Here is a 26976-nt window from a genome sequence, read left to right on the forward strand (position 1 = left end):
ACATCCTCGGACCGCTGTGCGAGCGCCCCGCTCCACGTCGCCGCCGCGCGCCGCCCGTACGCCTCCCGCGCCTCCCGCGCCGCCTGCCGATGCGATTCCGTGAAGGGGTGTTCACCCCTGGTTCACCGCCGCTTCCGCCGCCGCTCCCCGCCCGGCGGGACGCTCGTCACCCCCGGGTGGATGCCGGGGCGCCCCGGGTCACCACCCGGACGAAGGAGCGGACGAGGGGGAGGCGTTCGGCATGCGACGCGCACTGGGGGTGGTTGCGGCCCTGGCCCTGCTGGGCGGGGTCGCCTTCGCGCTGATCCCCGACGACCGGAAGAAGGACACCACCACGACGGTCACCGTCACCGGCCTGATCGGCTCGGAGAAGCGCGCCTTCTTCGAGAACGACGACGTCAAGGCCGAGTTGGCGAAGCAGGGCCTGGTGGTCCGGACGGACTCCACCGGCTCCTGGACGATGAGCGACCAGGCGGGCAGGACGCCGGGGCTGGACTTCGCCTTCCCGGCGAGCTCGGCACCGGCGCGGGAGATCCAGCGCATCTGGAAGCTGCAGGACTCCCCGATGGTCCCGTTCTACTCGCCGCTGGTGATCGTGGCGCACGAGCCGGTGGCCAAGGTCCTGAGGGACAACAAGCTGGCCGACCTGGACGCCACCGGCGTGTGGACGTTCCGGATGGACGAGTACGTCAACGCGCTGAAGGGCAACCGCAGATGGGAGGATCTGGCCGGCGCGGGCGCCCATCCCGAGCTGTCCGGTCAGCTCTTCGTGACCACCACCGACCCGGAGAGCTCGTCCTCGGGCGCGATGTACCTCGCGCTGCTCTCCTACATCGCCAACAACCACCAGGTGGTGTCGGACGACGCCGGCGTCGCCGCCGTCAAGGACGTCCTGTACAAGGCGAACGCGCTGCAGGGCATCCAGAAGAGCAGCAGCGACGAGCCGTTCCGGGACTTCGGCGCGGGGATCGGCAGTCCGCTGATCTTCGCGTACGAGTCGCAGGCCGCCGCCCTGTCGCTGCAGGGCAAGCCCACCGGGGACATGGTGGTGCTGTACCCGGACACCACGGTCTACTCGGACCACACCGTCGTGGCCCACACCGACAACGGCCGCAAGCTCGCCGACGCCCTCCAGAACGACGAGGTGCTCCGCGGCCTGGAGGCCGGGTTCGGGCTCCGGCCGCAGGCCAAACCGGAGGCCTTCGCGAACCTGATGCGGGAGAAGAAGCCGACTTTCGCACCCGATCTGACCGCGGCCAAGGTCAAGCAGGCGACCCTGCCCTCGCTGGACAACCTGCTCAAGCTGACCAACGCGGCGAAGGGGACCAAGTGACCATCCCGATGAAGCGCCGCGGCTGGCTCACGGCCGCGCTGGCCGCCGTGCTGGCCGCGGCCACCGCCTGCACCTCCTCCGGTGGCGGCGACAACCCCGCCCCGAAGCCCACCGATCCGCCCGCCGAGACCGCCCGCCCCGGCGTGCTGCGCGTCCTGGCGGGCAGTGAACTCCAGGACCTGGCACCGGTCCTGGAGGATGCCCGGAAGGCCACCGGGGTGACCGTGCAGTTCTCCTGGACGGGCACCCTGGACGGCGCCGACGCCGTCTCCTCGGGCCGGGCCGACGGCAAGTACGACGCCGTGTGGTTCCCGTCGAACCAGTACCTGCGGCTCGATCCGGCCGGCAAGTCCAAGGTGGTCTCCGAGACCCCGGTGATGGTGTCGCCGGTGGCGATCGGGGTGCGTTCCTCGGCGCTCGGCGAACTCGGCTGGGGCGACGGTTCCAAGGTCACCTGGGCGCAGGTCGGCGCGGCGGCGGCGGCCGGAAAGCTGCCGTACGGGATGGCCGACCCGTCCCGCTCCAACTCGGGCTTCTCCACCCTCGTCGCTGTGGCCTCGGCCTTCTCCGGCGCGGGCGCGGCGCTGACCGACGCGGACGTGCAGAAGGCGGGTCCGCAGCTGAAGGAGTTCTTCAAGGGCCAGAAGCTGACCTCCGGCTCCTCCGGCTGGCTGGCGCAGGCGTACGCCCGGGCCGAGTCGGGCACGGTGAGCGCGCTGGTGAACTACGAGTCGGTGCTGCTGTCGCTGAACAGGACGCTGCCGCCGCAGCAGCAGCTGACGGTGGTGCGGCCGGCGGACGGCGTGGTGTCTGCGGACTACCCGCTCTCGCTGATGTCCTCCGCCGCGCAGGAGCAGCGGGACTCCTTCCAGCGGCTGTCCGCGTACCTGCTCAAGGAGGACGTGCAGAAACGGATCTCCGAGACGACGCTGCGCCGACCGGTGACGGCGGGCGCGGCCCCGGCCGCCGGGCTGCCCGCGGACCGCCGCCGGGAGCTGCCGTTCCCGGGCACCCGGGCGGTCGCGGACGGCCTGCTGGCCTCGTACCAGAACGAGCTGCGCCGCCCGTCCAGGACGGTGTACGTGCTGGACACCTCGGGCTCGATGGAGGGCTCGCGGATCGCCGCGCTGAAGAGCGCGCTGGGCCGGCTGACCGGGGCGGACGACACCCGCGGGACGCGCCGTTTCCGGGACCGCGAGGAGATCACGCTGCTCTCCTTCGCCTCCGCGGTGAAGTGGACCAAGACCCACGTGGTGCCGGCCACCGGCAGCCGGCCGGGCCCGGAGACGGAGCTGGCGTCGATCGACGCGGACGTGCAGTCGCTGGCCGCCTCGGGCGGGACGGCGGTGTACTCCTCGCTGGAGGAGGCGTACCGGGTGATCGAGCGTCAGCAGGCGGCGGCCGGCGACGACCGGTTCACCTCGATCGTGCTGATGACGGACGGGGAGAGCAACGCCGGTGCGACGGACGGCGACTTCAAGCGCTTCCACGACGCGCTGCCGGCCGGGGAGAAGTCGATCCCGGTGTTCCCGATCAAGTTCGGGGAGGCGGCGGTGGGCCAGCTCCAGGGGATCGCGGACCTGAGCGGCGGCAAGCTGTTCGACGGTACGGGCTCGCTGGACGGGGTGTTCGAGGAGATCCGTGGCTACCAGTGACGGGTTCGGCCCCCGGGTGCTGCGCTACCTGGAGTCGGCCCGGAACCTGGTCGGCTGCGCCGGCGGCGCGGTCGGTCTGGGGCTGCACTTCGCCGGGCTGGGCGGGGTCTGGTGGCCGGGGGTCGTGGTCGGACTGTACGGGGTGGGCGCGCTGCTGACGCCCGCCCCGAGGCCCCGCGAGGGGGCCGGGATCGGGCCGGGGGCCGGGGCGGGCGCGGGGATCGGCACCGGAACGGGCACGGGGACGGGAGCGGGGACGGCCCTCGGCGGCGCCGAGGCCTCCGGGGCGCACGCCCAGGAGGGGCTACACACGCCGGAGGGGGCGCCCGGGCGCGGGGAGCCGGAGCACGGGGAGCCGAGGCGCCCGGCGCCCGAGCGGCCCCCCGCACCCGATCCGGAGCTGGTGGCGCTGGCCGCCTACCTGGACAGCGTGCCGCTGCCGCCCTCCGCCGGGGTGGACGGCCTGCTGGCGGCGCTGCGGGCGGCCGGCCCGGGCCCGGCGGCGGAGCGGATCGTCCGGCACCGGCTGCCGGTCGCGGTGGCCGGTTACCTGCGGGCCCGGACCTGGCAGCCGTGGGCGGGGCCGGACGATCCGGACCCGGCGCTCCGGCTGGGCCACGAGATCGACCGGCTCATGGGCGAATTGTCCTGACCCCCCGTCCTGACCCGCCGTCTGCCCCCCGTCCGCCGTCCTGACCCGCCGCCCGCCATCCGCCATCCGCCATCCGGCCCTACCACCCCGGACCTCCCCCGTTCCCGTCACGAACGAGTCGCCAAGATCTCACCTCTTGGACAGGTCCGGGGGCTATCCACCACCCCGGGCCGCACGGCACACTTCTACGCGCGTCCTTCTACGCGCGTCGACGCGTACACGCGCACTTGCCAACGAATGCCAGTTGACGGTCCATCCGCCGTCGTTCCCACTCGGGAGAGTCGTCCATGCCCCTGAACCGCCGTGACTTCGTCACCCGGTCCGCCGCCACCGCCGCCGGCGCCGCCCTGGCCGGTGGCGCCACCCTGGCCGCCGCCCCCTCCGCCGCGGCCGCCCAGCCGGACACGGCGGCCGCCAAGGGCCAGCAGCGCCAGCCGAACAAGCAGGCCTTCACCGTCATGGGCACCACCGATCTGCACGGCCGGGTGCTCAACTGGGACTACTTCACCGACGCCGAGTACAGCGACAAGGCCCACAACGCGGTCGGCCTCGCCAAGATCTCCACGCTGGCCAACCAGGTGCGCGAGGAGAAGGGCTGGAACCGCTGCCTGCTGATCGACTCGGGCGACACCATCCAGGGCACCCAGCTGTCCTACTACTACGCCCGGATCGAGTCGATCGACACCGAGGCCGACACCGTGCCGGACCACCCGATGGCCGTCGCCATGAACCTCATGGAGTACGACGCCGCCGCGCTCGGCAACCACGAGTTCAACTACGGCATCCCGCTCCTGAAGGCCTACCAGGACCAGCTGGAGTTCCCGCTGCTCGGCGCCAACGCGCTGAACGCGAAGAACGAGAAGCCGGCCTTCAAGCCGTACGTGATCAAGGAGCTGCGCCTGGGCGGCGGCCGCCCGGTGAAGGTCGGCATCCTCGGCCTCACCAACCCGGGCATCGCGATCTGGGACAAGGCCAACGTCAGCGGCAAGATGGTCTTCCCGGGCATCGTCGAGACCGCCGCCGCCTGGGTGCCGAAGATGAAGGCGGCCGGCGCGGACGTCATCGTGGTCTCCTCGCACTCCGGCTGCGACGAGGCGACCACCTGGGGCGACCAGCTGCCCTGGGCCGAGAACGCCTCGGTGGCCCTGGCGGAGACCGTCCCCGACATCGACGCGGTGCTGGTGGGCCACGCCCACAAGGAGATCGCGCAGCGCCTGGTCGTCAACAAGAAGACCGGCCGGACGGTCGTGCTCTCCGAGCCGCTCTGCTACGGCCAGCGGCTGACCTGCTTCGACTTCGAGGTCGAGTTCGCGGCCGGCGCCTGGAAGGTCTCCTCGGTCTCCGCGCGACTGCTGAACTCCAACACCGTGCCGGAGAACCCGGAGATCACCGACGCGATCGCCGGGCAGCACAAGAAGGTCGTCGCGTACGTCAACCAGAACATCGGCACCAGCAAGATCGAGCTGTCGATCGCCGACGCCCGCTTCAAGGCCACCCCGATCATCGACCTGATCGGCAGGGTCCAGGCCGACGCCGTCAAGGCCGCGCTGGCGGGCGGGCAGTACGCCAAGCTCCCGGTGCTGGCCCAGGCCGCCCCGTTCAACCGCACCGCGCTGATCCCGTCCGGCCAGGTCAAGCTGCGCGACGCCGCGGGCCTCTACATCTACGAGAACACCCTGGAGGCCCGCGTCCTGACGGGCGCCCAGCTCAAGGACTACCTGGAGTACTCGGTCAAGTACTACAACCAGCTCGCCCCGGGCGCCCCGGTCGACAAGGAGGCCCTGACCGGTGCCGAGGCCACCCCGGACTACAACTACGACTCGGTCTACGGCCTGAGCTACGACATCGACATCGCCCAGCCGAAGGGCTCGCGGATCGTCAACCTGTCCTTCCAGGGCAAGCCGATCGACCCGGCCGCCGAGTTCGTCCTCGCCGTCAACAACTACCGGGCCAACGGCGGCGGCAACTTCCCGCACGTCGCCAAGGCCAAGATGGTCTGGTCGAACTCCGACGAGATCCGCAACACCATGATCGCCTGGGTGAAGGCCAAGGGCACCATCGACCCCGCCGAGTTCTTCACCGACTCCTGGCGCCTCGTCCGCGCCGGCCAGCCGGTCTTCTGACCGACACCCCCGCCGAGAGGCCGTCGCCCCACCGGCGACGGCCTCTCGGCCTGCCCGGTGGAAGAATGGCGCCATGAGCGAGTCCCGGATCCCAGACCGCCACGCCCGGCTGCTGGCCTACGCGCAGAGTCTGACGCCTCCCAACGGGTGGAAGACCGAGATCTCCGGCGACGAGATCATCGTGATGGCCGGCCCCTCGGTGATCCACCAGCGCAACCTGCTGCTCATCCGCAGGCAGTTCGAGGCCCACGAACCCGCCGACCTGATGCCGAGCGAGAACACCGACCTCGCCTCCCCGAACGTCGGCAAGCTGCGCAACCCCGACCTGACCTACATCCCCCTCTCGGCACTGGAGGAGGCCGGCAACCAGGTCCCCGCCGAGCAGGCAGCCATCGCCGTGGAGATCGTCTCCCCGTCGAACCCGGAGAACGACCTGGTCGGCAAGGTCCGCGACTACCCGCTGATGGCCATCCCGCTGTACCTGGTGATCGATCCGCGCGAGGGCGACCTGACGCTCTACTCCGAGCCATCCGGCAGCGGCTACCACCAGCGGTGGAACGGCAAGTTCGGTGACCGTGTGCCGCTGCCGGCCCCCTTCGGCTTCGAACTCGCCACCGACACCCTGCTCCGCTACCCCGCCTGAGACCACGGGCCTCCCGGCGGCTTCCGCCGGGAGGCCCTCCGTGTCTTCGGGAACCCCCGGTCAGAACGGGAAGACCGCGCGCTCGTGCTGGACGGAGATCCACTTCAGCGTGGTGAAGGCGTCCACCGTGGACTCGCCGTTGAGGCGGCCGACGCCGGAGTTCTTCTCGCCGCCGAAGGGCACGCCCGGCTCGTCGGCGATGGTGCCGCCGTTGACGTGGATCATGCCGGTCTCGATCCGCTGGGCGAGCTTCACGCCGCGCTCGACGTTCGCGGTGTGCACCGCGCCGCTGAGTCCGAACGGCGTGTTGTTGGCGAGCCGCACGGCCTCGTCCTCGCCGTCGAAGGGCACCAGCAGCACGACCGGGCCGAAGAGTTCGTTCCGCAGGATCGGCGCGTCCTCGGCGAGGCCGGTGAGCACGGTCGGCGCCATCAGGCTGCCGACCGTGGTGCCGCGCAGCAGCGCGGTGGCGCCGGCCGCGAGCGCCTGGTCGACCTGGGCGTCGAGGGCGCCGGCCTGGACGGGGTTGATCAGCGGGCCGATGTGGGTGGCCGGGTCCCTCGGGTCGCCGACGGTGAGCGAGGCGACCTTGGCGACGAACTTCTCGGTGAACTCGGCCTCGACGCGGCGGTCCACCAGCACCCGGTTGGCGGCCATGCAGACCTGTCCCTGGTGGACGAAGCGGCTGAACACCGCGGCGTCCACGGCGTGGTCCACGTCGGCGTCGTCGAGCACGATCAGCGCGCTGTTGCCGCCGAGCTCCAGGACCGTCCGCTTGAAGTGCGCGGCGGCGACGGTGGCGACGTGCCGGCCGATCTTGTCGGAGCCGGTGAAGGAGATCACCTTGGGCACCGGGTGCTCCAGGAAGCTGTCGCCGATCTCGGCGATGTCGGTGATCACCACGTTCAGCAGGCCGGGCGGCAGCCCCGCGTCCTCGAAGAGCTTGGCGATCAGTCCGCCGCCGACGACCGGGGTCTCCTGGTGCGGCTTGAGGACGACGCCGTTGCCGAGCGCGAGGGCCGGGGCGACGGCCTTGAGCGCCAGGAACAGCGGGAAGTTGAAGGGGCTGATCACGCCGACGACGCCGACCGGCAGCCGGTAGAGCCGGTTCTCCCGGCCCGGGGCGGGCGAGGCCAGCAGCCGGCCCTCGGAGGCCACCGACAGGTGCAGGCACTCCCGCAGCACGTCCTTGACGAGCGACAGCTCGAAGCCCGCCTTCAGCGCGGTGCCGCCGAGTTCCGCCATGATCGCCGGGACGATCTCCGGCTCGCGCTCCTCCAGCAGCCGCAGCGCGCGCTCGAAGACCAGCCGCCGCTGGTACGGGTTGGCGGCGGCCCATGCCTTCTGGGCGCGCTCGGCGGCGCGGTAGGCCCGGTCGACCTCGGCGCCGGTGGCGACGGTGATGGTGGCGAGCTTGTCGCCGGTGTAGGGGTCGACGTCGACGATGTCCCAGGAGCCGCTGCCGCTGCACCACTCGCCGTCGATGTACTGCAGCGCCAACTCGGAGAAGTACGACATCTGTTCCCTCTCATGCACCGACCTGATGGGAAGTCATCGTACTGACGTATTACAACTCCTGGCGCATCGCGTACAGCAGGTTCCGGGTCGGTTCCGGGCTCAGGCTGTCCGCGACCAGGTCGTCCATCGCGTGCCGGTACTCGGCCACCTCCGCCGGCTTGTCGAGGTAGAGCGCGGTGGTGAACTGCTCCAGGTACACCACGTCCGCCAACTCGGCCTCGGCGAAGCCCAGGACGGTGAAGGCGCCGCTCTCCGCGCTCAGCCCGGCGTTGCCCAGCGGCAGCACCTGGAGCCGGACGTTGGGCAGCTCGCCGAGCTCCAGCAGCCGGTCCAGCTGGCCGCGCATCAGCTCCGGCCCGCCCCAGGGCCGGCGCAGCGCGGCCTCGTCCAGTACGGCGACCAGCTGCGGCGCCCGCTCGGCGGTCAGCACCGCCTGCCGCTTGAGCCGTACGTCGACCCTGCGCTCGATCTCCTCCGGCCCGTGGACGTGGCCGCCGGCGGTGACCACGGCCCGGGCGTAGTCGGCGGTCTGGAGCAGCCCGTGGACGAACTGGACCTCGTAGCTGCGGATCTCGGCCGCGGCCTCCTCCAGCCCCAGGTAGTTCTGGAACCAGCCGGGCAGCACGTCCCCGTACTCGTGCCACCAGGAGCTGACGTTGGCGTCGCGCAGCAGTCCGAGGACGGTGGCCCGCTCCTGATCGGCCTCGACCCCGTACAGGGTCAGCAGGTCGGCCACGTCGCGTTCCTTGAAGCCGACCCGGCCGAGCTCCATCCGGCTGATCTTGGACTCGGAGGCGCGGATCGAGTACCCGGCCTCCTCCCGACTGACGCCTCTGGCCTCGCGGAGCTTGCGCAGCTGGGTGCCGAGCAGCAGACGCCGTACGGTGGCGCCCCCGCCTGCCTGAGTCGTGCCCATCGAAGTCGTCCTCCGCACTCGCCCAGCCCCCCGGCCGTCGGCCGCAGTCTGCCACTTGGCACCGACGAACAACAGCCCACTGTGCGGGATCCCGCCGGACGGATCACGGCTCCGGACGTTTGTCCGGGAGTCGCCGCAGCCCGGGCGGTGTCCGGGTCGTCCCCGGCCCGGAGTTCCGGGCCCCGAGCTGCTGCTCCCGGCGCCGGACGGCCGTCGGGGAACGCGACGGCGCCCGCCCTCCAACTGGTCGGGGAAGAGGGCAGGCGCCAGGAGACCGCGTTGGCCCGGCGACGCTGGCGGGGGCAGCGGGTTGAGCTCCCGGCGATGCGGCGCCGGGCGTTCGGTGGAGGCCGGTCGGACCGTCCGTCCGTCAGACCACCAGGGGGCGGTCCGTGGGCCGGATCGGGGCGGGAAGCGGGGTCTTGCCGCCCAGGTACCTGTCCACCGCGGCGGCGGCCGAACGGCCTTCCGCGATGGCCCAGACGATCAGCGACTGGCCACGGCCGGCGTCTCCGCAGACGTACACGCCATCGACATTGGTGGCGAACCGGCCATCGCGGGCAATGTTACCGCGCGCGTCGAGGTCCGCTCCCAGCTGCTCGACCAGCCCGTTCCGCACGTCCGTCCCGGTGAAGCCCATGGCCAGGGTGACCAGCTGTGCCGGGACGGCCCGCTCGGTGCCGGGCACCGGCTCGAACCGGCCGTCCTTGAACTCCACCTCGACGAGGTGCAGTTCCTGGACGTTGCCGTCCTCGTCGCCGGTGAAGCGGGTGGTGTTGACGGAGTAGATCCGCTCGCCGCCCTCCTCGTGCGCGGAGGTGACCTTGTAGGTCATCGGCATGGTCGGCCACGGCTGGTGCCCGGGCCGCTCCTCGCCGGGCCGCGGCATGATCTCCAGCTGGGTGACGGAGGCCGCCCCCTGCCGGTGGGCGGTGCCGACGCAGTCCGCGCCGGTGTCGCCGCCGCCGATCACGACCACGTGCTTGCCCTTGGCGCTGATCGGGGACTCGACGAAGTCGCCCTCCTGCACCTTGTTGGCGAGCGGCAGGTACTCCATGGCCTGGTGGATGCCCTTGAGCTCGCGCCCGGGCACCGGCAGGTCGCGGGCGGTGGTGGCGCCGGCCGCGACGACCACGGCGTCGAAGCGCTCGCGCAGCTGCTGGCCGGTGATGTCCTCGCCGACGTGCACGCCGGTGCGGAACCGGGTGCCCTCCGCCCGCATCTGCTCGATGCGGCGGTTGATGTGGCGCTTCTCCATCTTGAACTCGGGGATGCCGTAGCGCAGCAGTCCGCCGATCCGGTCGGCCCGCTCGTACACCACGACGGTGTGCCCGGCCCGGGTGAGCTGCTGGGCGGCGGCGAGGCCGGCCGGGCCGGAGCCCACCACGGCGACGGTCTTGCCGGAGAGCCGCTCGGGCACCTGCGGGGTGACCCCGCCCCGGTCCCAGGCCTTGTCGATGATGGTGACCTCGACGTTCTTGATGGTCACCGCGTCCTGGTTGATGCCGAGGACGCACGCGGACTCGCACGGAGCCGGGCAGAGCCGGCCGGTGAACTCCGGGAAGTTGTTGGTGGCGTGCAGCCGCTCGATCGCGCCGACGAAGTCGTCCCGGTAGGCCAGGTCGTTCCACTCGGGGATGAGGTTCCCGAGCGGGCAGCCGTTGTGGCAGAACGGGATGCCGCAGTCCATGCAGCGGCCGGCCTGCTTGGTGATGATCGGCAGGAGGCTGCGCTCGACGTAGACCTCGTTCCAGTCCTTGAGGCGGACGTCGACCGGGCGGCGCTCGGCCAGCTGCTTGGGCGTGGTCAGGAAGCCCTTGGGGTCAGCCATTAGCCGCCTCCATCATCTTCGCGGTGGTCTCGGCCTCGGAGAGGCCATCGCGCTCAGCGGCGTCCTTGGCGGCGAGCACTGCCTTGTAGTCGGTCGGCATGATCTTGGAGAAGCGGGAGACCCCGCTGCCCCAGTCCGCCAGGAGTTCGGCGGCGACGGTGGAGCCGGTCTCCTCGTAGTGCTGCTGCACGGTGTCGCGCAGCCAGTCGCGGTCGGCGGCGGTGGGGGCCTCGATGCCCACCATGCCGTCGTTGACGTTGGCGGGGCGCAGGTCCAGGACGTACGCGATGCCGCCGGACATGCCCGCCGCGAGGTTGCGTCCGGTCTCGCCGAGGACGACGACCCGGCCGCCGGTCATGTACTCCAGGCCGTGGTCGCCCACGCCCTCGACCACCAGGGTGGCCCCGGAGTTGCGGACGGCGAAGCGCTCGCCGGCCTTGCCGCGCAGGTGGACGCGGCCCGAGGTGGCGCCGTAGCCGATGGTGTTGCCGGCGATGACGTGGTTCTGGGCGTCGTTGCCGATGGCCGCCGCCTCGCGGGCCGGGCGGACGACGACGACGCCGCCCGAGAGGCCCTTGCCGACGTAGTCGTTGGCGTCGCCCTCCAGGCGCAGGGTCACGCCGCGCGGCAGGAACGCGCCGAAGGACTGCCCGGCGGAGCCGGTGAAGGTGACGTCGATGGTCCCCTCCGGCAGGCCCTCGCCGCGGTACCGCTTGGTCACCTCGTGGCCGAGCATGGTGCCGACGGTGCGGTTGACGTTGCGGATCGGCAGCTGGATGCGGACGGCGTCGCCGCGCTCCAGCGCGTCCTCGGCGAGCGTGATCAGCTGGTTGTCCAGGGCCTTGTCGAGCGCGTGGTCCTGGGTGGTGGTGCGGTGCCGGGCGGCCCCTTCGGGCAGCGCGGGCACGTGGAACAGCGGGGCGAGGTCCAGCCCGGCGGCCTTCCAGTGGTCGATCGCGGCCCGGGCGTCGATGTGCTCGGCGTGGCCGACGGCCTCCTCGATCGAGCGCAGGCCCAGCGAGGCCAGGATCTCCCGGACCTCCTCGGCGATGAACTCGAAGAAGTTGACCACGAATTCGGGCTTGCCGGAGAACCGCTCGCGCAGCACCGGGTTCTGGGTGGCGACGCCGACCGGGCAGGTGTCCAGGTGGCAGACGCGCATCATGATGCAGCCGGAGACCACCAGCGGGGCGGTCGCGAAGCCGAACTCCTCGGCGCCGAGCAGCGCGGCGATCACCACGTCGCGGCCGGTCTTCAGCTGGCCGTCGGTCTGGACGACGATGCGCTCGCGCAGCCCGTTGAGCAGCAGCGTCTGCTGGGTCTCGGCGAGTCCGAGCTCCCAGGGCCCGCCGGCGTGCTTCAGCGAGGTGAGCGGCGAGGCGCCCGTCCCGCCGTCGTGCCCGGACACCAGCACGACGTCCGCGTGCGCCTTGGACACGCCCGCGGCGACCGTCCCGACGCCGACCTCGGAGACCAGCTTCACGTGGATGCGGGCCGCCGGGTTGGCGTTCTTGAGGTCGTGGATCAGCTGTGCCAGGTCCTCGATCGAGTAGATGTCGTGGTGCGGCGGCGGCGAGATCAAGCCGACGCCCGGGGTGGAGTGCCGGGTCCTGGCGACCCAGGGGTACACCTTGTGGCCGGGCAGCTGGCCGCCCTCGCCGGGCTTGGCGCCCTGGGCCATCTTGATCTGGATGTCGTCGGCGTTGACCAGGTACTCGGAGGTGACGCCGAACCGGCCGGAGGCGACCTGCTTGATCGCCGAGCGGCGCTCCGGGTCGTACAGCCGGTCCGGGTCCTCGCCGCCCTCGCCGGTGTTGGACTTGCCGCCGAGGCGGTTCATCGCGATGGCCAGGGTCTCGTGCGCCTCGCGCGAGATCGAGCCGTACGACATGGCGCCGGTGGAGAAGCGCTTGACGATCTCGGAGACCGGCTCGACCTCCTCGACCGGGATCGGCTCCCGGCCGAGGCCGTCCAGCTGGAACAGGCCGCGCAGCGTCATGAGCCGCTCGGACTGCTCGTTCACCCGGTCCGTGTACTGCTTGAAGATGTCGTAGCGGCGGTTGCGGGTGGCGTGCTGGAGCCGGAAGACGGTGTCCGGGTCGAACAGGTGCGGCTCGCCCTCGCGGCGCCACTGGTACTCGCCGCCGATCTCCAGGGCGCGGTGCGCGGCCGGGATGCCGGAGGCCGGGTACGCCTTGGCGTGCCGGGCGGCCGTCTCGCGGGCGATCTCCTCCAGGCCGATGCCGCCGAGCTTGGTGGTGGTGCCGGCGAAGTAGCCGTCGACCAGGTCGTGGGAGAGGCCGATGGCCTCGAAGACCTGGGCGCCGCGGTAGGAGGCCACGGTCGAGATGCCCATCTTGGACATGACCTTGAGCACGCCCTTGCCGAGCGCCTTGATCAGGTTCCGGATGGCCTTCTCGGGCTCGACGCCCGCGATGAACACGCCCTGGGCGACCAGGTCCTCGACCGACTCCATCGCCAGGTACGGGTTGACCGCCCCGGCGCCGTAGCCGATCAGCAGCGCGACGTGGTGCACCTCGCGGACGTCGCCCGCCTCGACCAGCAGCGACACCCGGGTGCGCTGCTTGGTGCGGATCAGGTGGTGGTGGACGGCCGAGGTGAGCAGCAGCGAGGGGATCGGCGCGTGCTCGGCGTCGGAGTGCCGGTCGGAGAGCACGATGATCCGGGCGCCGTCGGCGATCGCCGCGTCGGCCTCGGCGGCGATCTCGGCGAGCCGGGAGGCCAGGCCCTGGCCGCCGGTGGCGACCTTGTAGAGGCCGGAGAGCGTGACGGCCTTGAGGCCGGGCTGGTCGCCGTCGGCGTTGATGTGGACGAGCTTGGCCAGCTCGTCGTTGTCGATCACCGGGAAGGTGATGCCGACCGAGCGGCAGGCGGCGGCCTCGGCGGCCAGCAGGTTGCCCTCGGGGCCGAGGTTGGACAGCAGCGAGGTGACGAGCTCCTCGCGGATGGCGTCCAGCGGCGGGTTGGTGACCTGCGCGAAGAGCTGCACGAAGTAGTCGAACAGCAGCCGGGGCTTCTCGCTCAGTGCGGCGATCGGCGAGTCGGTGCCCATCGAGCCGAGCGCCTCGGCGCCGGTGCGGGCCATCGGCGCGAGGACGACCCGCAGCTCCTCCTCGGTGTAGCCGAAGGTCTGCTGGCGGCGGGTGACGGAGGCGTGGGTGTGGGCGATGTGCTCGCGCTCGGGCAGCTTGGCGAGCTGGATCTGCCCGCCGTCGACCCACTCCTCGTAGGGGTGCTCGGCGGCGAGGGCGGACTTGACCTCCTCGTCCGGGACGATCCGGCCCTCTGCGGTGTCCACCAGGAACATCCGGCCGGGCTGGAGGCGGCCCTTCCTGGTGACCTTCTCCTGGTCGATGTCGAGCACGCCGACCTCGGAGGAGAGGACGACCAGGCCGTCCTCGGTGATCCAGTACCGGGCCGGGCGCAGGCCGTTGCGGTCGAGCACGGCGCCGATCTGGTTGCCGTCGGTGAAGGTGACGCAGGCCGGGCCGTCCCAGGGCTCCATCAGGTTGGAGTGGTACTGGTAGAAGGCGCGGCGGGCGGGGCTCATGGTGGCGTGGTTCTCCCACGCCTCCGGGATCATCATCAGCACCGAGTGCGGCAGCGAGCGGCCGCCGAGGTGGAGCAGCTCCAGGACCTCGTCGAAGGAGGCCGAGTCGGAGTGGTCCGGGGTGCAGATCGGGAAGATCCGCTCCAGGCCCTGCCCGTTGCTGTTGGCGGGGATGAGGTCGGTGGCGAGCTGCGATTCCCGGGCGTGCATCCAGTTGCGGTTGCCCTTGACCGTGTTGATCTCGCCGTTGTGGGCGACGAAGCGGTACGGGTGGGCGAGCGGCCAGCTCGGGAAGGTGTTGGTGGAGAACCGCGAGTGCACCAGGCCGATCGCGGACGCGTAGCTGCGGTCCGACAGGTCGGGGAAGAAGGGCTCCAGCTGGCCGGTGGTCAGCATGCCCTTGTAGACGATGGTGCGCGCGGACAGCGACGGGAAGTACACCCCGGCCTCGCGCTCGGCGCGCTTGCGGACCACGAAGGCGATCCGGTCCAGCTCGATGCCGGCCCGGTCGGCGCCTGCCAGGAAGACCTGCCGGAAGCGCGGCATCGCGCTGCGGGCGGCGGCGCCGAGCAGGTCGGGGGTGACCGGGACGTCGCGCCAGCCGAGGACGGTCAGGCCCTCCTCGGCGGCGATGCCCTCGATCCGGGCGACGGCCGCGGCGTCCTTCTCGTCGTCCTCCGGCAGGAAGGCGATGCCGACGGCGTAGGAGCCGGCCGCCGGGAGCTCGAAGGAGACCTTCCCGCGCAGGAAGGCGTCGGGGATCTGGGTCAGGATGCCCGCGCCGTCGCCGGAGTCGGGGTCGGCGCCGGTGGCGCCGCGGTGCTCCAGGTTGCGCAGGACGTTCAGCGCCTGCTCGACGATGGTGTGGTCGGCGATGCCGGTCAGCGTGGCGACGAAACCGACGCCACAGGCGTCGTGCTCGTTCCGCGGGTCGTACAGGCCCTGAGCAGCAGGTCGCGCATCCGGCACGAGCGCGTACGGCTGGCGGGCGGCGCCGGCCTGGGGCTCGTTGGCGGAGTGCATGGATGCAGACAGCATCGGCTCTCCCGTCGTCGTCTTTCGGCAAGTTGGTGCAAGTAGGGACGACGTTGGCCCTGATGCGATGGTGCGGTGTCGTGCAAGTTACATGATGCCCATGATCCCGAGAAGCGGAATATCCCGTCCACATGGCGGGACGACACGCAGGTCAGGGGGTGTGGGGGAGGACGCGCCACAGTGCACGTCCTGACGATTGTGCCCAACCGTCCACCGCCCGAAACAGGGGCGAAACCGGATCGCCACAGAAGCCGATCATGGGCGCCTGCGATTCCATCCCGGGAGCCCGTCCGCGGATGCGAATCCGCGGCTCGGGGGCCCGAATGGTGAGACAGTGCCAGGCGTCGCCGGGCGCCCATGTGTGAAACGTCACGCACTGCTCAGCATAGTCATGCACGACTCCGGTCAGCCCACATGGCCGCCGATCAGCCACCCGAGCAGGTAGGTCACCCCGGCCGCCGCACCGCCCAGCACCAGCTGCCGCAGCCCGCTGAACCACCAGCTGCGCGCCGTCACCCGGGCCACCACCGCGCCGCACAGGAACAGCCCGGCCCCGGCCAGCAGCATCGCGGGCAGCAGCGCGGTCGCCCCCAGCAGGTACGGCAGCAGCGGCAGCAGCGCGCCGAGCGCGAAGCACAGGAACGACGAGCCGGCCGCCACCAGCGGCGAGGGCAGGTCGGTCGGGTCGACGCCCAGCTCCTCGCGGGCGTGCACCTCCAGGGCCAGCTCCGGGTCGGCGGACAGCTGCCGGGCCACCTCGTGCGCCAGCTCCGGGTCCACCCCGCGCGACACGTACAGCTGGGCCAGCTCGGCCAGCTCCCCGTGCGGATTGCGGCTCAGCTCCAGCCGCTCGACCTCGATCTCGGCCTGCACCAGCTCCCGCTGCGAGGCCACCGAGGTGTACTCCCCCGCCGCCATCGAGCAGGCGCCGGCCGCCAGGCCCGCCAGCCCGGTCAGGATCACCGTCCCGTTGGACGCCGCGCCGCCGACCACGCCGGTCATCAGCGCGAAGTTGGACACCAGCCCGTCCACCGCGCCGAACACGGCCGGCCGCAGCCAGCCACCGTTGACGTCCCGGTGGTGGTCGGCCGCGGGTATCCGGGGCTGGTGTCCGGCGTCGGCCTCCATGGTGATCGTGCTCATCGTCGTTCCCCTCCGTCGTGGTTCGTCAGCCCTGAACGTAGCCCGCCTGACCTGGGCATTTCCAGCAAAGTAAGGCTGTCCGAACACCACTGAGGCCACCCTTCGCAAACCTCGCGAAGGGTGGCCTCGGCCGGGGGAAGCCCCAGGTCAGATGGGGTTCTTGACGTCCTCGCCGACCGTCTCGGCGGCCGCCCCGCCGGCCACGGGCCCGGCCGGCTCGCGCAGCACCGGCTTCCCGTCGGCCTTCTCCGGGGCCTTCCCGTCGGCCTTCTCCTCGGCCTTCTTCCCGCTCTTCTCGCTCGTGCCGCTCTTCTCGCCGGACCCGGCGTCCTCCGCCTCCAGGTGCGCGGCCGGATCGATGCTCGCCGGGTCCTCCCGCCCGGGCCGCGTCCTGCCCACGATCACGAAGTACGCCACCGCGGCGACGAACACCCCGATGGACACCCAGTCGTTCAGCCGCAGGCCGAAGTAGACGTGCGCCTCGTCGATCCGCAGCCACTCGGTCCAGAACCGGCCCACCGTGTACGCGGCCACGTACAGCGCGAACGCCCGGCCGTGGCCCAGCGTGAACCGGCGGTCCGCCCAGATCACCAGCACCGCGACGCCGACGCACCACAGCGACTCGTACAGGAAGGTCGGGTGGTAGACGCCCTTCACGACCTCGCCGTTGGCCAGCGTCTTGTCGATCTCCAGGCCCCACGGCAGGGTGGTCGACCGGCCGTACAGCTCCTGGTTGAAGTAGTTGCCCCAGCGGCCCAGCGCCTGCGCGAGCGCGATGCCCGGTGCGATGGCGTCGGCGTACGCGGGCAGCGGCACGCCCCGGCGGCGGGCACCGATCCAGGCGCCGACCGCGCCCAGCGCGACGGCGCCCCAGATGCCGAGGCCGCCCTCCCAGATCTTGAGGGCGTCCCAGGGGTTCTTCCCCTCGGCGAAGTACAGCCGGCCACCGTCGGTGATCACGTGGTAGAGGCGGCCGCCGACCAGGCCGAACGGCACGGCCCACACGGCGATGTCGCCGACGGTGTGCTTGGCACCGCCCCGGGCGACCCAGCGCTTGCTGCCGAGCCAGACGGCAACGACGACACCGAGGATGATGCAGAAGGCGTAGGCGCGCAGCGGGATCGGTCCCAGGTACAGGACGCCCCGCGACGGGCTGGGAATGTAGGCGATATCCATGGCAGTTCCGACGCTACAGGGTCCGACGGCCCGTTCGGGGCCCCTTGTGGTCACAGAAGCCGAACAACGGGCGGCGCCGCCCCCTCCGGACGGGGAGGGAGCGGCGCGGCGGAGCGGGCTCAGCCGGCCGCCGGCGACGGGTTGTTGGCCTCCGAAGCGGTGCTGGTCGGCGCCGGGGTCTGCCCGTGCGAACCCGCCGTACCCGGCTGCTTGCCCTGGTTCGCGGCGTCCACCCAGGCCACCAGGTTGGCCGGGGTGATCTCCTCGCTGCCGTTCTTCGGGTAGATCGGCTGGCCGTTGAGCAGCACCGTCGGGGTGGACTTGAAGCTGGACTTGTCGAAGTCCTGCTGCACCGCGGACACCCACCCGCCGAACTTGTTGTCGTTGACGCAGGACTGGAACTCGGGCGTGTCCAGGCCGTTGACCTGCTTGGCCAGGCTGAGCAGCACGGCCTTGTCGCCGAAGGCGTCGTTGGTCTCGTCCGGCTGGTTGCGGTACAGCACGTCGTGGAAGTCCCGGAAGTGCCCGGCGTCCTGGGCGCAGCCCAGGGCGTTGGCGGCGGTCTTGGAGCCCTTGCCCCCCACGGCCCGGTCGATGAACGACACGATGTGGTAGTTCGTGTAGATCTTCCCGGCGTCCTCCAGCTGGTCGATGGTGGACGAGAACTCGCGCTCGAAGGTGCCGCAGGCGGGGCAGCGCGGGTCCTCGTAGACCGTGAGGACGGAGGGCGCGTTGCCCGCGCCGACCGGGATGACCAGGTTCTTGTCGCCGATCGTCCCGGCCGGGACGGCGGTCGGCGTCTCCGGCTTGGAGCGCTGGTTCTGCACCACGACGCCGACGATCACCGCGGCGGCGATCACCGCGAGCACGGAACCGCCCACGATCAGCTTCTTCTTGCGCCGGGAGGAGACCTCCTCGGCCGCCCGCTGTTCCAGCATCCGCTCGCGGGCGGTGCGCTTGCCTTCTCGGTTCTTCTCGCTCATTGCCTTGACATCCACGGTCGGGGGCCTTCGTCGGGTGCAGGGGTGTGGGGGTCAGCTCGCCGGTGCGGGGGTGAGGGGGGTCAGTTCGCCAGCCAGGCGTCCACCGACAGCCGGGTGCGGGGCCGCCACAGCAGCCACCCGGCCAGCAGCAGGAACCCGGTGTCGCGCAGGATCTCCTGGAGGTACTCGGTCCGGGACTCGTCGACGTGCCCGCCGCCGCCGAAGCAGCCGCAGTCGATCGAGATGCCGCGCGCCCAGGCGGAGGCGATCCCGGCGATGAAGACCAGCAGCAGCACCGCGGAGACCCCGGCCACCAGCCGGACGCCGAGGCCCACCACCAGCAGCACGGCCAGGGCCAGCTCCAGGAACGGCAGGCCGTAGCCGATCGGCTTGACCAGGCCCTCGGGCAGGATCTCGTAGGCCCGGACGGCCTGGGCGGCCTCCGCCGGGTCGGAGACCTTCGCCAGCCCGGCCCATCCCCAGACCACCGCGAGGCCGAGCCGCACGACCGTGCCGAGCCACTCGCTCCAGGCCGGCACCGGTCTCGGCGCCCGCGGCGTGGGCGCGGAGCCACCGGGCTGCGCGGTCATCAGGGAACCCCCCTCGGGAAACTCGTTCACTCCCTGATGAACCGCAAGGAATGAAGGGGGGTTCCTCCGCATTCAGGAATGAAGCCGGATGGGTGACGTTCTGTCCGAATGGACCGAACACCTGCGCGTCAGCGGCACCCCGCCGGCCACCCCGCTTCGAACAGATCGGGATGCCGGGCCGCCTCCGCGCACGCCACCGCCTCCCGCTCCGCGCGCTCGGCCCCGCGCCTGGCCAGCGCGTGCCCCACTTCCACGTGCACCCCGACCGCGGCGCCGAGCGCCAGCACGGCTGCCGCCGCCCGCAGCAGAACGGCCCGCTGGAGACCCCGCACCGGCTCACCCCTTTCCGCTCGTCACCCGCAACCGTTCGTGCACTCCTCCCTCCACTCAACGTCCGTCAACCCCGGCTGATGCGTGTCCCCACCCCTTGTTCACCCGTTCGGGTCCGCAGCCCGGTCGGAGCGCGGGGTGGAGCCGCGCGCCCGTACCCACGCCCCGCGAAAAGCCGACGGCCCTCCACTCCCCGAGGAGTGGAGGGCCGTCGGCCGGATGTTCCTACCGCGTCAGCTCCTGCGGACGCCCTGCCGCAGCTCTCCGGCGAGGGCCCGCACCGCGTCCAGCGCCGCCGCCTCGTCCTCGCCCGCGGCCAGGATCCGCTTCACGAACGCCGACCCGACGATCACGCCGTCCGCGAACCGGGCGACCTCGGCCGCCTGCACCGCGTCCGACACCCCGAGCCCGACGCAGACCGGCAGGTCCGTCGTCGCCCGGGTCCGGGCGACCAGGTCCTCGGCCATCGACCCGACGGCCGACCGCGTCCCGGTCACGCCCATCACCGCGGCCGCGTACACGAACCCGCTCCCGGCCGCCGTGACCTCCGCCAGCCGCGCGTCCTTGCTGCTGGGGGCGACCACGAACACGGTGTCCAGCCCGTGCTCGTCCGCCGCCTTGCGCCACTCCTCGGACTCCTCCACCGGCAGGTCCGGCAGGATGCACCCGGCGCCGCCGGCGGCCGCCAGGTCCGCCGCGAACCGCGCCACGCCGTAGCGGTCGACCGGGTTCCAGTACGTCATCACGAGCACCGCGGCCTCGGGGTGCGCCGAGGCGACCTCCTGGACGGTCCGCAGCACGTCCTTGATCCGCACGCCGCCCCGCAGCGCGATGTCGTCGGCGGTCTGGATGACCGCGCCGTCCAGCACCGGGTCGGAGTGCGGCAGCCCGACCTCGACCACGTCGCAGCCGCCCTCGATGAGCGCGTTGACCGCCCGGATGCCGCCGTCCACGGTCGGGAACCCGGCCGGCAGGTACCCGATCAGCGCGGCCCGGTCCTCGGCCCTGGCCGCCGCCAGGACACCGCTCAGCTTGCCGGCGCTCAGCTTGGAAGTCATGATCACTTACCCCCCTCGGCGGCGCCGTCGCCCGCGCCGCCGGCCTGCTCGTCGTACAGGCCGAAGTACTCGGCCGCGGTGTGCATGTCCTTGTCGCCGCGCCCCGACAGCGAGACCAGGATGGTCGCGTCCGGCCCGAGCTCGCGCCCCAGCTCCAGCGCCCCGGCGAGCGCGTGGGCGCTCTCGATGGCCGGGATGATCCCCTCGGTGCGGGACAGCAGCCGCAGCGCCTGCATCGCGGCGTCGTCCGTGACCGGCCGGTACTCCGCCCGCCCGGTGTCCTTCAGCCAGGCGTGCTCCGGCCCGACCCCCGGGTAGTCCAGCCCCGCCGAGATCGAGTGCGACTCGACGGTCTGCCCGTCCTCGTCCTGGAGGACGTACGTACGGGAGCCGTGCAGCACCCCCGGGTCGCCCTTGGTGAGGGTGGCCGCGTGCCGGGGCGTCTCGGCGCCCTCGCCCGCCGCCTCGCAGCCGATCAGGCGCACCCCGGCGTCCGGGATGAACTCGTGGAAGATCCCCATCGCGTTGGAGCCGCCGCCGACGCAGGCCACGACCGCGTCCGGCAGCCGGCCGGTCCGGTCGAGCACCTGCTGCCGCGCCTCGACGCCGATGATCCGGTGGAAGTCCCGGACCATCATCGGGAACGGGTGCGGCCCGGCGACGGTGCCGAACAGGTAGTGGGTGGAGTCGACGTTGGCGACCCAGTCCCGGAACGCCTCGTTGATGGCGTCCTTGAGCGTGCGGCTGCCGGACTTGACGGCCACCACCTCGGCGCCGAGCATCCGCATCCGGGCGACGTTGAGCGCCTGGCGCTCGGTGTCGACCTCGCCCATGTAGATGGTGCAGTCGAAGCCGAACAGGGCGCAGGCGGTCGCGGTGGCCACGCCGTGCTGGCCGGCACCGGTCTCGGCGATGATCCGGGTCTTGCCCATCCGCCTGGTGAGCAGCGCCTGGCCCAGCACATTGTTGATCTTGTGCGAGCCGGTGTGGTTGAGGTCCTCGCGCTTGAGCAGGACGCGCGCGCCGCCCGCCTCGGCGGAGAAGCGGTGCACGTCGGTCAGCGGGCTCGGGCGCCCGGTGTAGTCCTTGAGCAGCGCGTCGAGCTCGGCGGCGAAGGCCGGGTCGGCCTTGGCCTTCTCGTACTCCTCGGCGACCTGCTCGACCGCGGCGACCAGCGCCTCGGGGATGAAGCGGCCGCCGTACGCGCCGAAGTAGCCGCGCGCGTCCGGCACCTGGGCGCCGGGCAGGTAGTCCTTTTCGGACATGGTGGTTTCCCTTGAACGGAGATGGACGACGATGACGTCTTCCCGGCCGGAGGTCGGCCGGACCGGATTCAGCCGGACGTCACGCGCCATCGCCGCCCCGGCACCTGCCCGGGCTCGCACCCGATGACGTACCGCACCCGACGCCCCAGCACCCGGCGTGCGGGTGCGCGGCAGCCGCGCGGGCGGCAACCGGGGGCGAGTCGGGCGGCGATCTTCATGGGATGGGTGTCAGTCCTTGTGCCGGACGGCGGGGTGGGCCCCGGCGGCGACCAGGTCGGCGACCGCGGCACGCGGGTCCTTGCCGGTCACCAGGGTTTCACCGACGAGTACCGCGTCGGCGCCGAGGTTGGCGTAGTTGATCACGTCCAGCGGGCCGCGCACGCCGGACTCGGCGATCTTGACGATACCGTCCGGGATGGCGTGGGCCACGTTCTCGAAGGTGTTGCGGTCCACTTCGAGCGTCTTGAGGTTGCGGGCGTTGACGCCGATGATCCGGGCGCCGGCGTCCACCGCGCGCTTGATCTCCTCCTCGTCGTGCACCTCGACCAGCGGGGTGAGGCCGATCGACTCGGCGCGCTCGATCAGCGACACCAGGGCCGGCTGGTCGAGGGCCGCGACGATCAGCAGCGCGAGGTCGGCGCCGTGCGCACGGGCCTCCCACAGCTGGTAGGCGGTGACGATGAAGTCCTTGCGCAGCAGCGGGGTCTCCACCGCGGCGCGGACGGCGTCCAGGTCGGCCAGCGACCCGCCGAAGCGGCGCTGCTCGGTCAGCACGCTGATCGCGGCGGCACCGCCGGCCGCGTAGTCGACCGCCAGGGCGGCCGGATCGGCGATCGAGGCCAGGGCGCCCTTGGACGGGCTGGAGCGCTTCACCTCGCAGATCACCCGGACCCCGTCGCCCCTGAGGGCGGCGACGCCGTCCTTGGCCTCCGGTGCCCTGGCGGCGAGCTCCTTGAGCTCGTCCAGGGAGACCCGGGCCTGTCGCTCGGCGAGGTCCTCGCGGACCCCTTCGATGATCGAGTCGAGCACACTCACTCAGGAGCCCCCATCTTTTCTGCCAGTTGGTCGGCGCGAGTCGGCGGGCGACGGCCCACCGGCACTTCGATGGTATCGGCACCCGGGGGCGGGGGGCGCATCGGTTCGAACCACGTCTTGCGGACCGGACGCCCGCAACGGCGGTCCCCAGCTGCGGCTTCACCGGCCCCACACCGGTTTTCGGACGGACTTCGCACCGGTTCAGGACGCTCTTCCGGCCGGAACCGACCGGTGGCCGGGAAGCGGGGGCCGATGGCCGGGAACGGCGGTTGACGGCGGTTGACGGCCGGGAACGGGCGGTTCACGGCCCGGAACGGGCGGTTGACGGCCGGGAACGGGCGGTTCACGGCCCGGCTCGGCAGAACGGCCCGACGGGCTCGATCACACCAGCGGCGGTGCCAGCCCGGCGCCGACCGGCGAGTTCCGCACCACGGTGAACACCAGCACCAGCAGCGCGATCAGCACCCATCGCCGGGCCCCGACGGTGGTCCTGGGTGGCGGCCCGCCGGTCAGCGCGGCCCAGCCCCAGCGCAGCCAGAGCACCGCCAGAACCCCGAACAGCAGGACGGCGACGGCGTTGTCGTGCAGGGCGCCGGTGAGGTCCCCGTGGGTCAGCGCGTGGACGCAGCGCAGCCCCCCGCAGCCGGGGCACCACCAGCCGGTGGCGGTCAGGAACGGGCAGTCGGGGTAGTGCCCGGGGGTGTTCGGGTCCACCACGGCGACGTAGGCGGTGGGGACGGCCACCGCCGCCAGCGCGGTCAGCGGCGGGCTCAGCCGGCGCAGCACGGGCGGCGGGGCGGAAGCGGTGGGGGCGGAGGTCACGCCCCGATTCTGCCCGGGTCGGGCCCGGACACGACGAAACGGCGGGCGTGGCGCGCCCGCCGTTCCGATGTACGACAAACGTGTGGTGCGACGAACCCGTCGTCAGGCGGCGACGGCGGCGCGGGCCTCGCGGGCCGCGACCTGCTCCTCGGCCGACTTGTAGACGTTGGTGCTGGCCTGCTGGCCCATGCCCGCGATGGACATGGCCTTGCCGACCACGCCGCCGGCCAGGACGACCGCCAGGCCGACCCAGACGAGCAGCACCGACGGCAGGATCATCGCGACGCCCGCAATGCCGAAGCCGACGAAGGAGATGACGACGCCGGTCCAGGCGGCGGGGGTGTGGCCGTGTGCTGCTGCTGCCATCTGAGTGGTGCTCCTTGGCTCTCGGGGCCCGGCCGGGCCTGCGGGGCCGCCGGCGGGTTGACGGGTTCCATTGTGCCGGGCCACACACCGGTGGCCCAAAGCGGGTGGCGGGTCTATCGCGTCACATGCGCGCAGCTCACACCGCGGTCGGGTCCTCGCCCCGGTCCAGGGCCTTCCACAGGTCCCCCGGCGTGTCGGTCTTCGCCGGGGCCTTGCGGGTCGGCGCCTCGTAGCGGCTGCCCATCGCGGGCCAGCCCCGGCCGTAGCGCAGGGTGAGCAGTCCGGCCAGGACGAGCAGCAGCCCGCCCACCAGCGCGACCCAGGGCCAGGCGGTGTGCGAGACCTCGGTGGCCGCCGAGCCGGTCAGGGCCAGCTTGCGGGCGGCCTCGGTGTCCAGCGCGGCGGTGTCGCCCGCACCGGCCACCGAGGCGGCGGCCACGCCCAGCCCGGCCAGCAGCGTCAGCGAGCCGACCGCCAGCCGTCCGACGCCGCGCACCGCGAACACCGCGACGGCCGCGGCGAGGCCCACCAGGGCCAGCCCGCCGGGCAGTTCGGAGATCTTTCCGCCGCTGACGGACACGTCCAGGGTGCCGGCCCGGCCCTCGGCCCAGGTCCGCCCGACCGCGGTCAGCACCAGCACGGCGCTCAGCACGGTCAGCAGCAGCATCACGCCGAGGGTGCGGCGGCCGGGCTTGGCGGGGGCGGGGGTCTGCTCAGTCACCCGTCCACTATCCCCCGGCCGACGCCCCGGTCCGTACCCGGGGTGGGGAACGGAGCGGGTCACGGGGCGGGACCGGGGTGGGTCACGGCGTCGCGGACGGCGTGGGGAAGTCGTCCGTCCGCAGCACCACCGTCCGGCCGCCGAGCGGCAGGAACAGGTCGTTGCCGAACGGCACCCGCTCCGCCTCCCGGTACACGCCCTCGGGGGACGGCGCGGTGTGCACGGTGCAGACCGCCGCCACCGGATCGACCACCACGTACAGCGGCACGCCGCTGCTCGCGTACGCCCTCGCCGCCTCCGCCAGGCCGGGCCGGGCCACCTCCAGCACCGCCTCGACCCCGGCCGCGGCGAACCGGCCACGACCGCCCCGCACCGCGTCCCGGGCGAGCACGGCCAGGTCCGGGGCGAGCACCGTGCCGGGTTCGGGTACGGAACCCGACCCGGGAGCGGGAGCGGAACCCGACCCCGGAGCGGGTGCGGGTGCGGGAGCGGGAGCGCCGGGTGCCCCCGGGAAGTCGACCGCCACCCCGGAGAGCACCCGGCCGTGGCCCGCCGGCTGCTCGCCGAGCTGTCCGGCGGCGCCGAGCACGACCGCCCAGCGCAGCTCGTCGTACGGCACCTCGGGCATCCCGGCCGCCTCCTCGCACCTCAGGACAGTTCCGGCCTCCGCAGCGTATTGGCGGTGGCGACGGCGCGCAGCACGGCGGCCGCCTTGTTCCGGCACTCGGTGTCCTCGCCGTACGGGTCGGAGTCGGCGACCACGCCCGCGCCGGCCTGCACGTACGCGGTGCCGCCGCGCAGCACGGCGGTGCGGATCGCGATCGCGGTGTCCGAGTCCCCGGCGAAGTCCAGGTAGCCGACGCAGCCGCCGTACAGGCCGCGGCGGGTGGGCTCCAGCTCCTCGATGATCCGCATCGCCCGGGGCTTGGGCGCGCCGGAGAGGGTGCCGGCCGGGAAGCAGGCGGTCAGCACGTCGAAGGCGGTGCGCCCCGGGGCGACCTTGCCGGTCACCGTCGAGACGATGTGCATCACGTGGCTGTAGCGCTCGATGTGCATGAAGTCGACCACCTCGACGCTGCCCGGCTCGCAGACCCGGCCGAGGTCGTTGCGGCCCAGGTCCACCAGCATCAGGTGCTCGGCCCGCTCCTTGGGGTCGGCGAGCAGTTCGGCGGCCAGCTCCGCGTCCTCGTGCGGGGTGGCGCCGCGGTGCCGGGTGCCGGCGATCGGGTGCAGCATCGCCTCGCCGTCGCTGACCTTGACCAGCGCCTCCGGGCTGGAGCCGACCACGTCGAAGCCGCCCTCGGTCCCGCCGTCCGGGCCGGGGAAGCGGAACAGGTACATGTACGGGCTGGGGTTGGTGGTGCGCAGCACGCGGTAGACGTCCAGCGCGGAGGCCGGGCAGGGTGCCTCGAAGCGCTGCGAGGGCACCACCTGGAAGGCCTCGCCGGCCCGGATCCGCTCCTTGATCTCCTCCACCGCGGCCCGGTACGGCTCGCCGCCGAACGGCGAGTGCACCTCGCCGGGGCCGGCCGGGGTGAAGGTGGCCAGGCCCGGGTCGACCGGCTTGAACAGCTCGGCCTCCATCGCGTCCAGCCGGGCCACCGCGTCCGCCCAGGCCTCGTCCACGCCGCTGGCCAGGTCGTTGTGGTTGACGGCGTTGGCGATCAGCAGCACCGTGCCGTCGACGTGGTCGAGCACCGCGAGGTCGGTGGCGAGCAGCATGGTCAGCTCGGGCAGGCCCAGGTCGTCCGGGTTGAGGTCGGGCAGCTTCTCCAGCCGGCGGACGATGTCGTAGCCGAGGTAGCCGACCAGGCCGCCGGTGAGCGGCGGCAGGCCGTCGTCCGGCCGGCGCGGGGTGTGCAGGGCCTGCAGGGTCGCGCGCAGCACCTCCAGCGGGTCGCCGGCGGTGGGGATGCCGACCGGCGGGCTGCCGAGCCAGCGCGCCCCGCCGTCCGGGCCGACGGTGAGCGCGGCGGCGCTGCGCACCCCCACGAAGGAGTAGCGCGACCAGCTGCGGCCCTGCTCGGCGGACTCCAGCAGGAAGGTGCCGGGGCGTTCCTCGGCGAGGCTGCGGTAGAGGCCGATCGGGGTGAGGCCGTCCGCGAGGAGCCTGCGGGTGACCGGGATGACCCGGGTGTCGACGGCGAGCTTGCGGAAGGCTTCGAGATCCATGACGGGCGGCACCTTCTGGAGTTGTGGACGGGGTGGGG

General features: G+C 72.4%; 23 protein-coding genes. 5 read left to right on the forward strand and 18 right to left on the reverse strand.

What is annotated here, in order from left to right:
* Positions 1–241 precede the first annotated feature (241 nt).
* The 5 genes from ACGFSC_RS36970 (at position 242) to ACGFSC_RS36990 (ending at position 6406) form a co-directional block, all read left to right on the forward strand.
* On the forward strand, positions 242–1333 hold the full coding sequence (locus tag ACGFSC_RS36970) for a hypothetical protein (RefSeq protein ID WP_359910155.1): 1092 nt from the start codon (positions 242–244) through the stop codon (positions 1331–1333).
* Entirely contained in the window at positions 1330–2988 is a 1659-nt protein-coding gene (locus tag ACGFSC_RS36975) for an extracellular solute-binding protein (RefSeq protein ID WP_359910158.1), read from the forward strand. Before ACGFSC_RS36970 ends, ACGFSC_RS36975 begins: the two co-directional genes overlap by 4 nt.
* Positions 2975–3640, forward strand: a complete 666-nt coding sequence (locus tag ACGFSC_RS36980) for a hypothetical protein (protein WP_359910161.1) — start codon at positions 2975–2977, stop codon at positions 3638–3640. The genes ACGFSC_RS36975 and ACGFSC_RS36980 overlap by 14 nt, the downstream gene beginning before the upstream one ends.
* A gap of 287 nt (positions 3641–3927) precedes the next feature.
* The gene (locus tag ACGFSC_RS36985; RefSeq protein WP_359910164.1) at positions 3928–5763 is read left to right on the forward strand and encodes a 5'-nucleotidase C-terminal domain-containing protein; all 1836 of its coding nucleotides are present in this window, start codon (positions 3928–3930) and stop codon (positions 5761–5763) included.
* Positions 5764–5836: 73 nt separating this feature from the next.
* Positions 5837–6406 carry a Uma2 family endonuclease gene (locus ACGFSC_RS36990; RefSeq protein WP_359910167.1) on the forward strand — a complete coding sequence of 190 codons (570 nt, stop codon included), beginning with the start codon at positions 5837–5839 and terminating at the stop codon, positions 6404–6406.
* 60 nt (positions 6407–6466) lie between these two features.
* Here the strand turns inward: ACGFSC_RS36990 and ACGFSC_RS36995 are convergent, their stop codons facing one another.
* The 18 genes from ACGFSC_RS36995 to ACGFSC_RS37080 all read right to left on the reverse strand — a co-directional run bounded on the left by ACGFSC_RS36995 (position 6467) and on the right by ACGFSC_RS37080 (position 26938).
* Complete coding sequence (locus ACGFSC_RS36995; RefSeq protein WP_359910239.1) at positions 6467–7924, reverse strand: aldehyde dehydrogenase family protein; 1458 nt, start codon at positions 7922–7924, stop codon at positions 6467–6469.
* 49 nt (positions 7925–7973) lie between these two features.
* Positions 7974–8840 (reverse strand): helix-turn-helix transcriptional regulator, encoded by an 867-nt coding sequence (locus tag ACGFSC_RS37000; RefSeq protein ID WP_359910170.1) that lies wholly within the window; start codon positions 8838–8840, stop codon positions 7974–7976.
* 370 nt (positions 8841–9210) lie between these two features.
* A complete protein-coding gene (locus tag ACGFSC_RS37005) occupies positions 9211–10671 on the reverse strand; it encodes a glutamate synthase subunit beta (RefSeq protein WP_359910173.1) in 1461 nt (486 codons plus the stop codon).
* Positions 10664–15265: a glutamate synthase large subunit gene (gene gltB / locus ACGFSC_RS37010; RefSeq protein ID WP_359910242.1), complete on the reverse strand. Its 4602-nt coding sequence runs from the start codon at positions 15263–15265 to the stop codon at positions 10664–10666. Before gltB ends, ACGFSC_RS37005 begins: the two co-directional genes overlap by 8 nt.
* 417 nt (positions 15266–15682) lie before the next feature.
* The gene (locus ACGFSC_RS37015; protein WP_359910245.1) at positions 15683–16405 is read right to left on the reverse strand and encodes a VIT1/CCC1 transporter family protein; all 723 of its coding nucleotides are present in this window, start codon (positions 16403–16405) and stop codon (positions 15683–15685) included.
* Between the two features lie 162 nt (positions 16406–16567).
* Positions 16568–17596, reverse strand: a complete 1029-nt coding sequence (gene lgt, locus ACGFSC_RS37020) for a prolipoprotein diacylglyceryl transferase (RefSeq protein WP_359910176.1) — start codon at positions 17594–17596, stop codon at positions 16568–16570.
* Between the two features lie 119 nt (positions 17597–17715).
* The gene (locus ACGFSC_RS37025; RefSeq protein WP_359910179.1) at positions 17716–18579 is read right to left on the reverse strand and encodes a thioredoxin domain-containing protein; all 864 of its coding nucleotides are present in this window, start codon (positions 18577–18579) and stop codon (positions 17716–17718) included.
* 80 nt (positions 18580–18659) lie between these two features.
* Positions 18660–19169, reverse strand: coding sequence for a MauE/DoxX family redox-associated membrane protein (locus ACGFSC_RS37030; RefSeq protein WP_359910182.1), 510 nt, complete (start codon positions 19167–19169; stop codon positions 18660–18662).
* A 128-nt stretch (positions 19170–19297) separates the two neighbouring features.
* Positions 19298–19501: a hypothetical protein gene (locus ACGFSC_RS37035; RefSeq protein WP_359910185.1), complete on the reverse strand. Its 204-nt coding sequence runs from the start codon at positions 19499–19501 to the stop codon at positions 19298–19300.
* Positions 19502–19732: 231 nt separating this feature from the next.
* Positions 19733–20557 (reverse strand): tryptophan synthase subunit alpha, encoded by an 825-nt coding sequence (gene trpA, locus ACGFSC_RS37040; protein ID WP_359910188.1) that lies wholly within the window; start codon positions 20555–20557, stop codon positions 19733–19735.
* Between the two features lie 2 nt (positions 20558–20559).
* Positions 20560–21822, reverse strand: a complete 1263-nt coding sequence (gene trpB / locus ACGFSC_RS37045) for a tryptophan synthase subunit beta (protein WP_359910191.1) — start codon at positions 21820–21822, stop codon at positions 20560–20562.
* Positions 21823–21890: 68 nt separating this feature from the next.
* On the reverse strand, positions 21891–22040 hold the full coding sequence (gene trpM / locus ACGFSC_RS37050) for a tryptophan biosynthesis modulator TrpM (protein WP_188296911.1): 150 nt from the start codon (positions 22038–22040) through the stop codon (positions 21891–21893).
* 10 nt (positions 22041–22050) lie between these two features.
* Positions 22051–22857 carry an indole-3-glycerol phosphate synthase TrpC gene (trpC, locus tag ACGFSC_RS37055; protein ID WP_359910194.1) on the reverse strand — a complete coding sequence of 269 codons (807 nt, stop codon included), beginning with the start codon at positions 22855–22857 and terminating at the stop codon, positions 22051–22053.
* A 381-nt stretch (positions 22858–23238) separates the two neighbouring features.
* Positions 23239–23679, reverse strand: a complete 441-nt coding sequence (locus ACGFSC_RS37060; RefSeq protein WP_359910197.1) for a DUF2752 domain-containing protein — start codon at positions 23677–23679, stop codon at positions 23239–23241.
* 102 nt (positions 23680–23781) lie between these two features.
* Complete coding sequence (locus ACGFSC_RS37065; RefSeq protein WP_359910200.1) at positions 23782–24045, reverse strand: HGxxPAAW family protein; 264 nt, start codon at positions 24043–24045, stop codon at positions 23782–23784.
* 136 nt (positions 24046–24181) lie between these two features.
* Positions 24182–24712 (reverse strand): TIGR02234 family membrane protein, encoded by a 531-nt coding sequence (locus ACGFSC_RS37070; protein WP_392864761.1) that lies wholly within the window; start codon positions 24710–24712, stop codon positions 24182–24184.
* A gap of 136 nt (positions 24713–24848) precedes the next feature.
* Complete coding sequence (locus ACGFSC_RS37075; protein ID WP_359910206.1) at positions 24849–25394, reverse strand: Uma2 family endonuclease; 546 nt, start codon at positions 25392–25394, stop codon at positions 24849–24851.
* Between the two features lie 20 nt (positions 25395–25414).
* The gene (locus ACGFSC_RS37080; protein WP_359910209.1) at positions 25415–26938 is read right to left on the reverse strand and encodes an anthranilate synthase component I; all 1524 of its coding nucleotides are present in this window, start codon (positions 26936–26938) and stop codon (positions 25415–25417) included.
* Positions 26939–26976 lie beyond the last annotated feature (38 nt).

Source organism: Kitasatospora sp. NPDC048715, from assembly GCF_043198905.1.
Taxonomy (GTDB): Bacteria; Actinomycetota; Actinomycetes; order Streptomycetales; family Streptomycetaceae; genus Kitasatospora; species Kitasatospora lactacystinica.

Coding starts and splice junctions, on each gene's coding strand:
- ACGFSC_RS37015 (WP_359910245.1), bottom strand. CDS start 16,405: ATGGAGGCCGACGCCGGACACCAGCCCCGGATACCCGCGGCCGACCAC.
- lgt (WP_359910176.1), bottom strand. CDS start 17,596: ATGGATATCGCCTACATTCCCAGCCCGTCGCGGGGCGTCCTGTACCTG.
- ACGFSC_RS37005 (WP_359910173.1), bottom strand. CDS start 10,671: ATGGCTGACCCCAAGGGCTTCCTGACCACGCCCAAGCAGCTGGCCGAG.
- ACGFSC_RS36990 (WP_359910167.1), top strand. CDS start 5,837: ATGAGCGAGTCCCGGATCCCAGACCGCCACGCCCGGCTGCTGGCCTAC.
- ACGFSC_RS37030 (WP_359910182.1), bottom strand. CDS start 19,169: ATGACCGCGCAGCCCGGTGGCTCCGCGCCCACGCCGCGGGCGCCGAGA.
- ACGFSC_RS37080 (WP_359910209.1), bottom strand. CDS start 26,938: ATGGATCTCGAAGCCTTCCGCAAGCTCGCCGTCGACACCCGGGTCATC.
- gltB (WP_359910242.1), bottom strand. CDS start 15,265: ATGCACTCCGCCAACGAGCCCCAGGCCGGCGCCGCCCGCCAGCCGTAC.
- ACGFSC_RS37025 (WP_359910179.1), bottom strand. CDS start 18,579: ATGAGCGAGAAGAACCGAGAAGGCAAGCGCACCGCCCGCGAGCGGATG.
- trpB (WP_359910191.1), bottom strand. CDS start 21,822: ATGTCCGAAAAGGACTACCTGCCCGGCGCCCAGGTGCCGGACGCGCGC.
- trpM (WP_188296911.1), bottom strand. CDS start 22,040: ATGAAGATCGCCGCCCGACTCGCCCCCGGTTGCCGCCCGCGCGGCTGC.
- ACGFSC_RS36985 (WP_359910164.1), top strand. CDS start 3,928: ATGCCCCTGAACCGCCGTGACTTCGTCACCCGGTCCGCCGCCACCGCC.
- ACGFSC_RS37000 (WP_359910170.1), bottom strand. CDS start 8,840: ATGGGCACGACTCAGGCAGGCGGGGGCGCCACCGTACGGCGTCTGCTG.
- ACGFSC_RS37075 (WP_359910206.1), bottom strand. CDS start 25,394: ATGCCCGAGGTGCCGTACGACGAGCTGCGCTGGGCGGTCGTGCTCGGC.
- ACGFSC_RS36970 (WP_359910155.1), top strand. CDS start 242: ATGCGACGCGCACTGGGGGTGGTTGCGGCCCTGGCCCTGCTGGGCGGG.
- ACGFSC_RS36995 (WP_359910239.1), bottom strand. CDS start 7,924: ATGTCGTACTTCTCCGAGTTGGCGCTGCAGTACATCGACGGCGAGTGG.
- ACGFSC_RS37065 (WP_359910200.1), bottom strand. CDS start 24,045: ATGGCAGCAGCAGCACACGGCCACACCCCCGCCGCCTGGACCGGCGTC.
- trpA (WP_359910188.1), bottom strand. CDS start 20,557: ATGACTTCCAAGCTGAGCGCCGGCAAGCTGAGCGGTGTCCTGGCGGCG.
- ACGFSC_RS37070 (WP_392864761.1), bottom strand. CDS start 24,712: ATGCTGCTGCTGACCGTGCTGAGCGCCGTGCTGGTGCTGACCGCGGTC.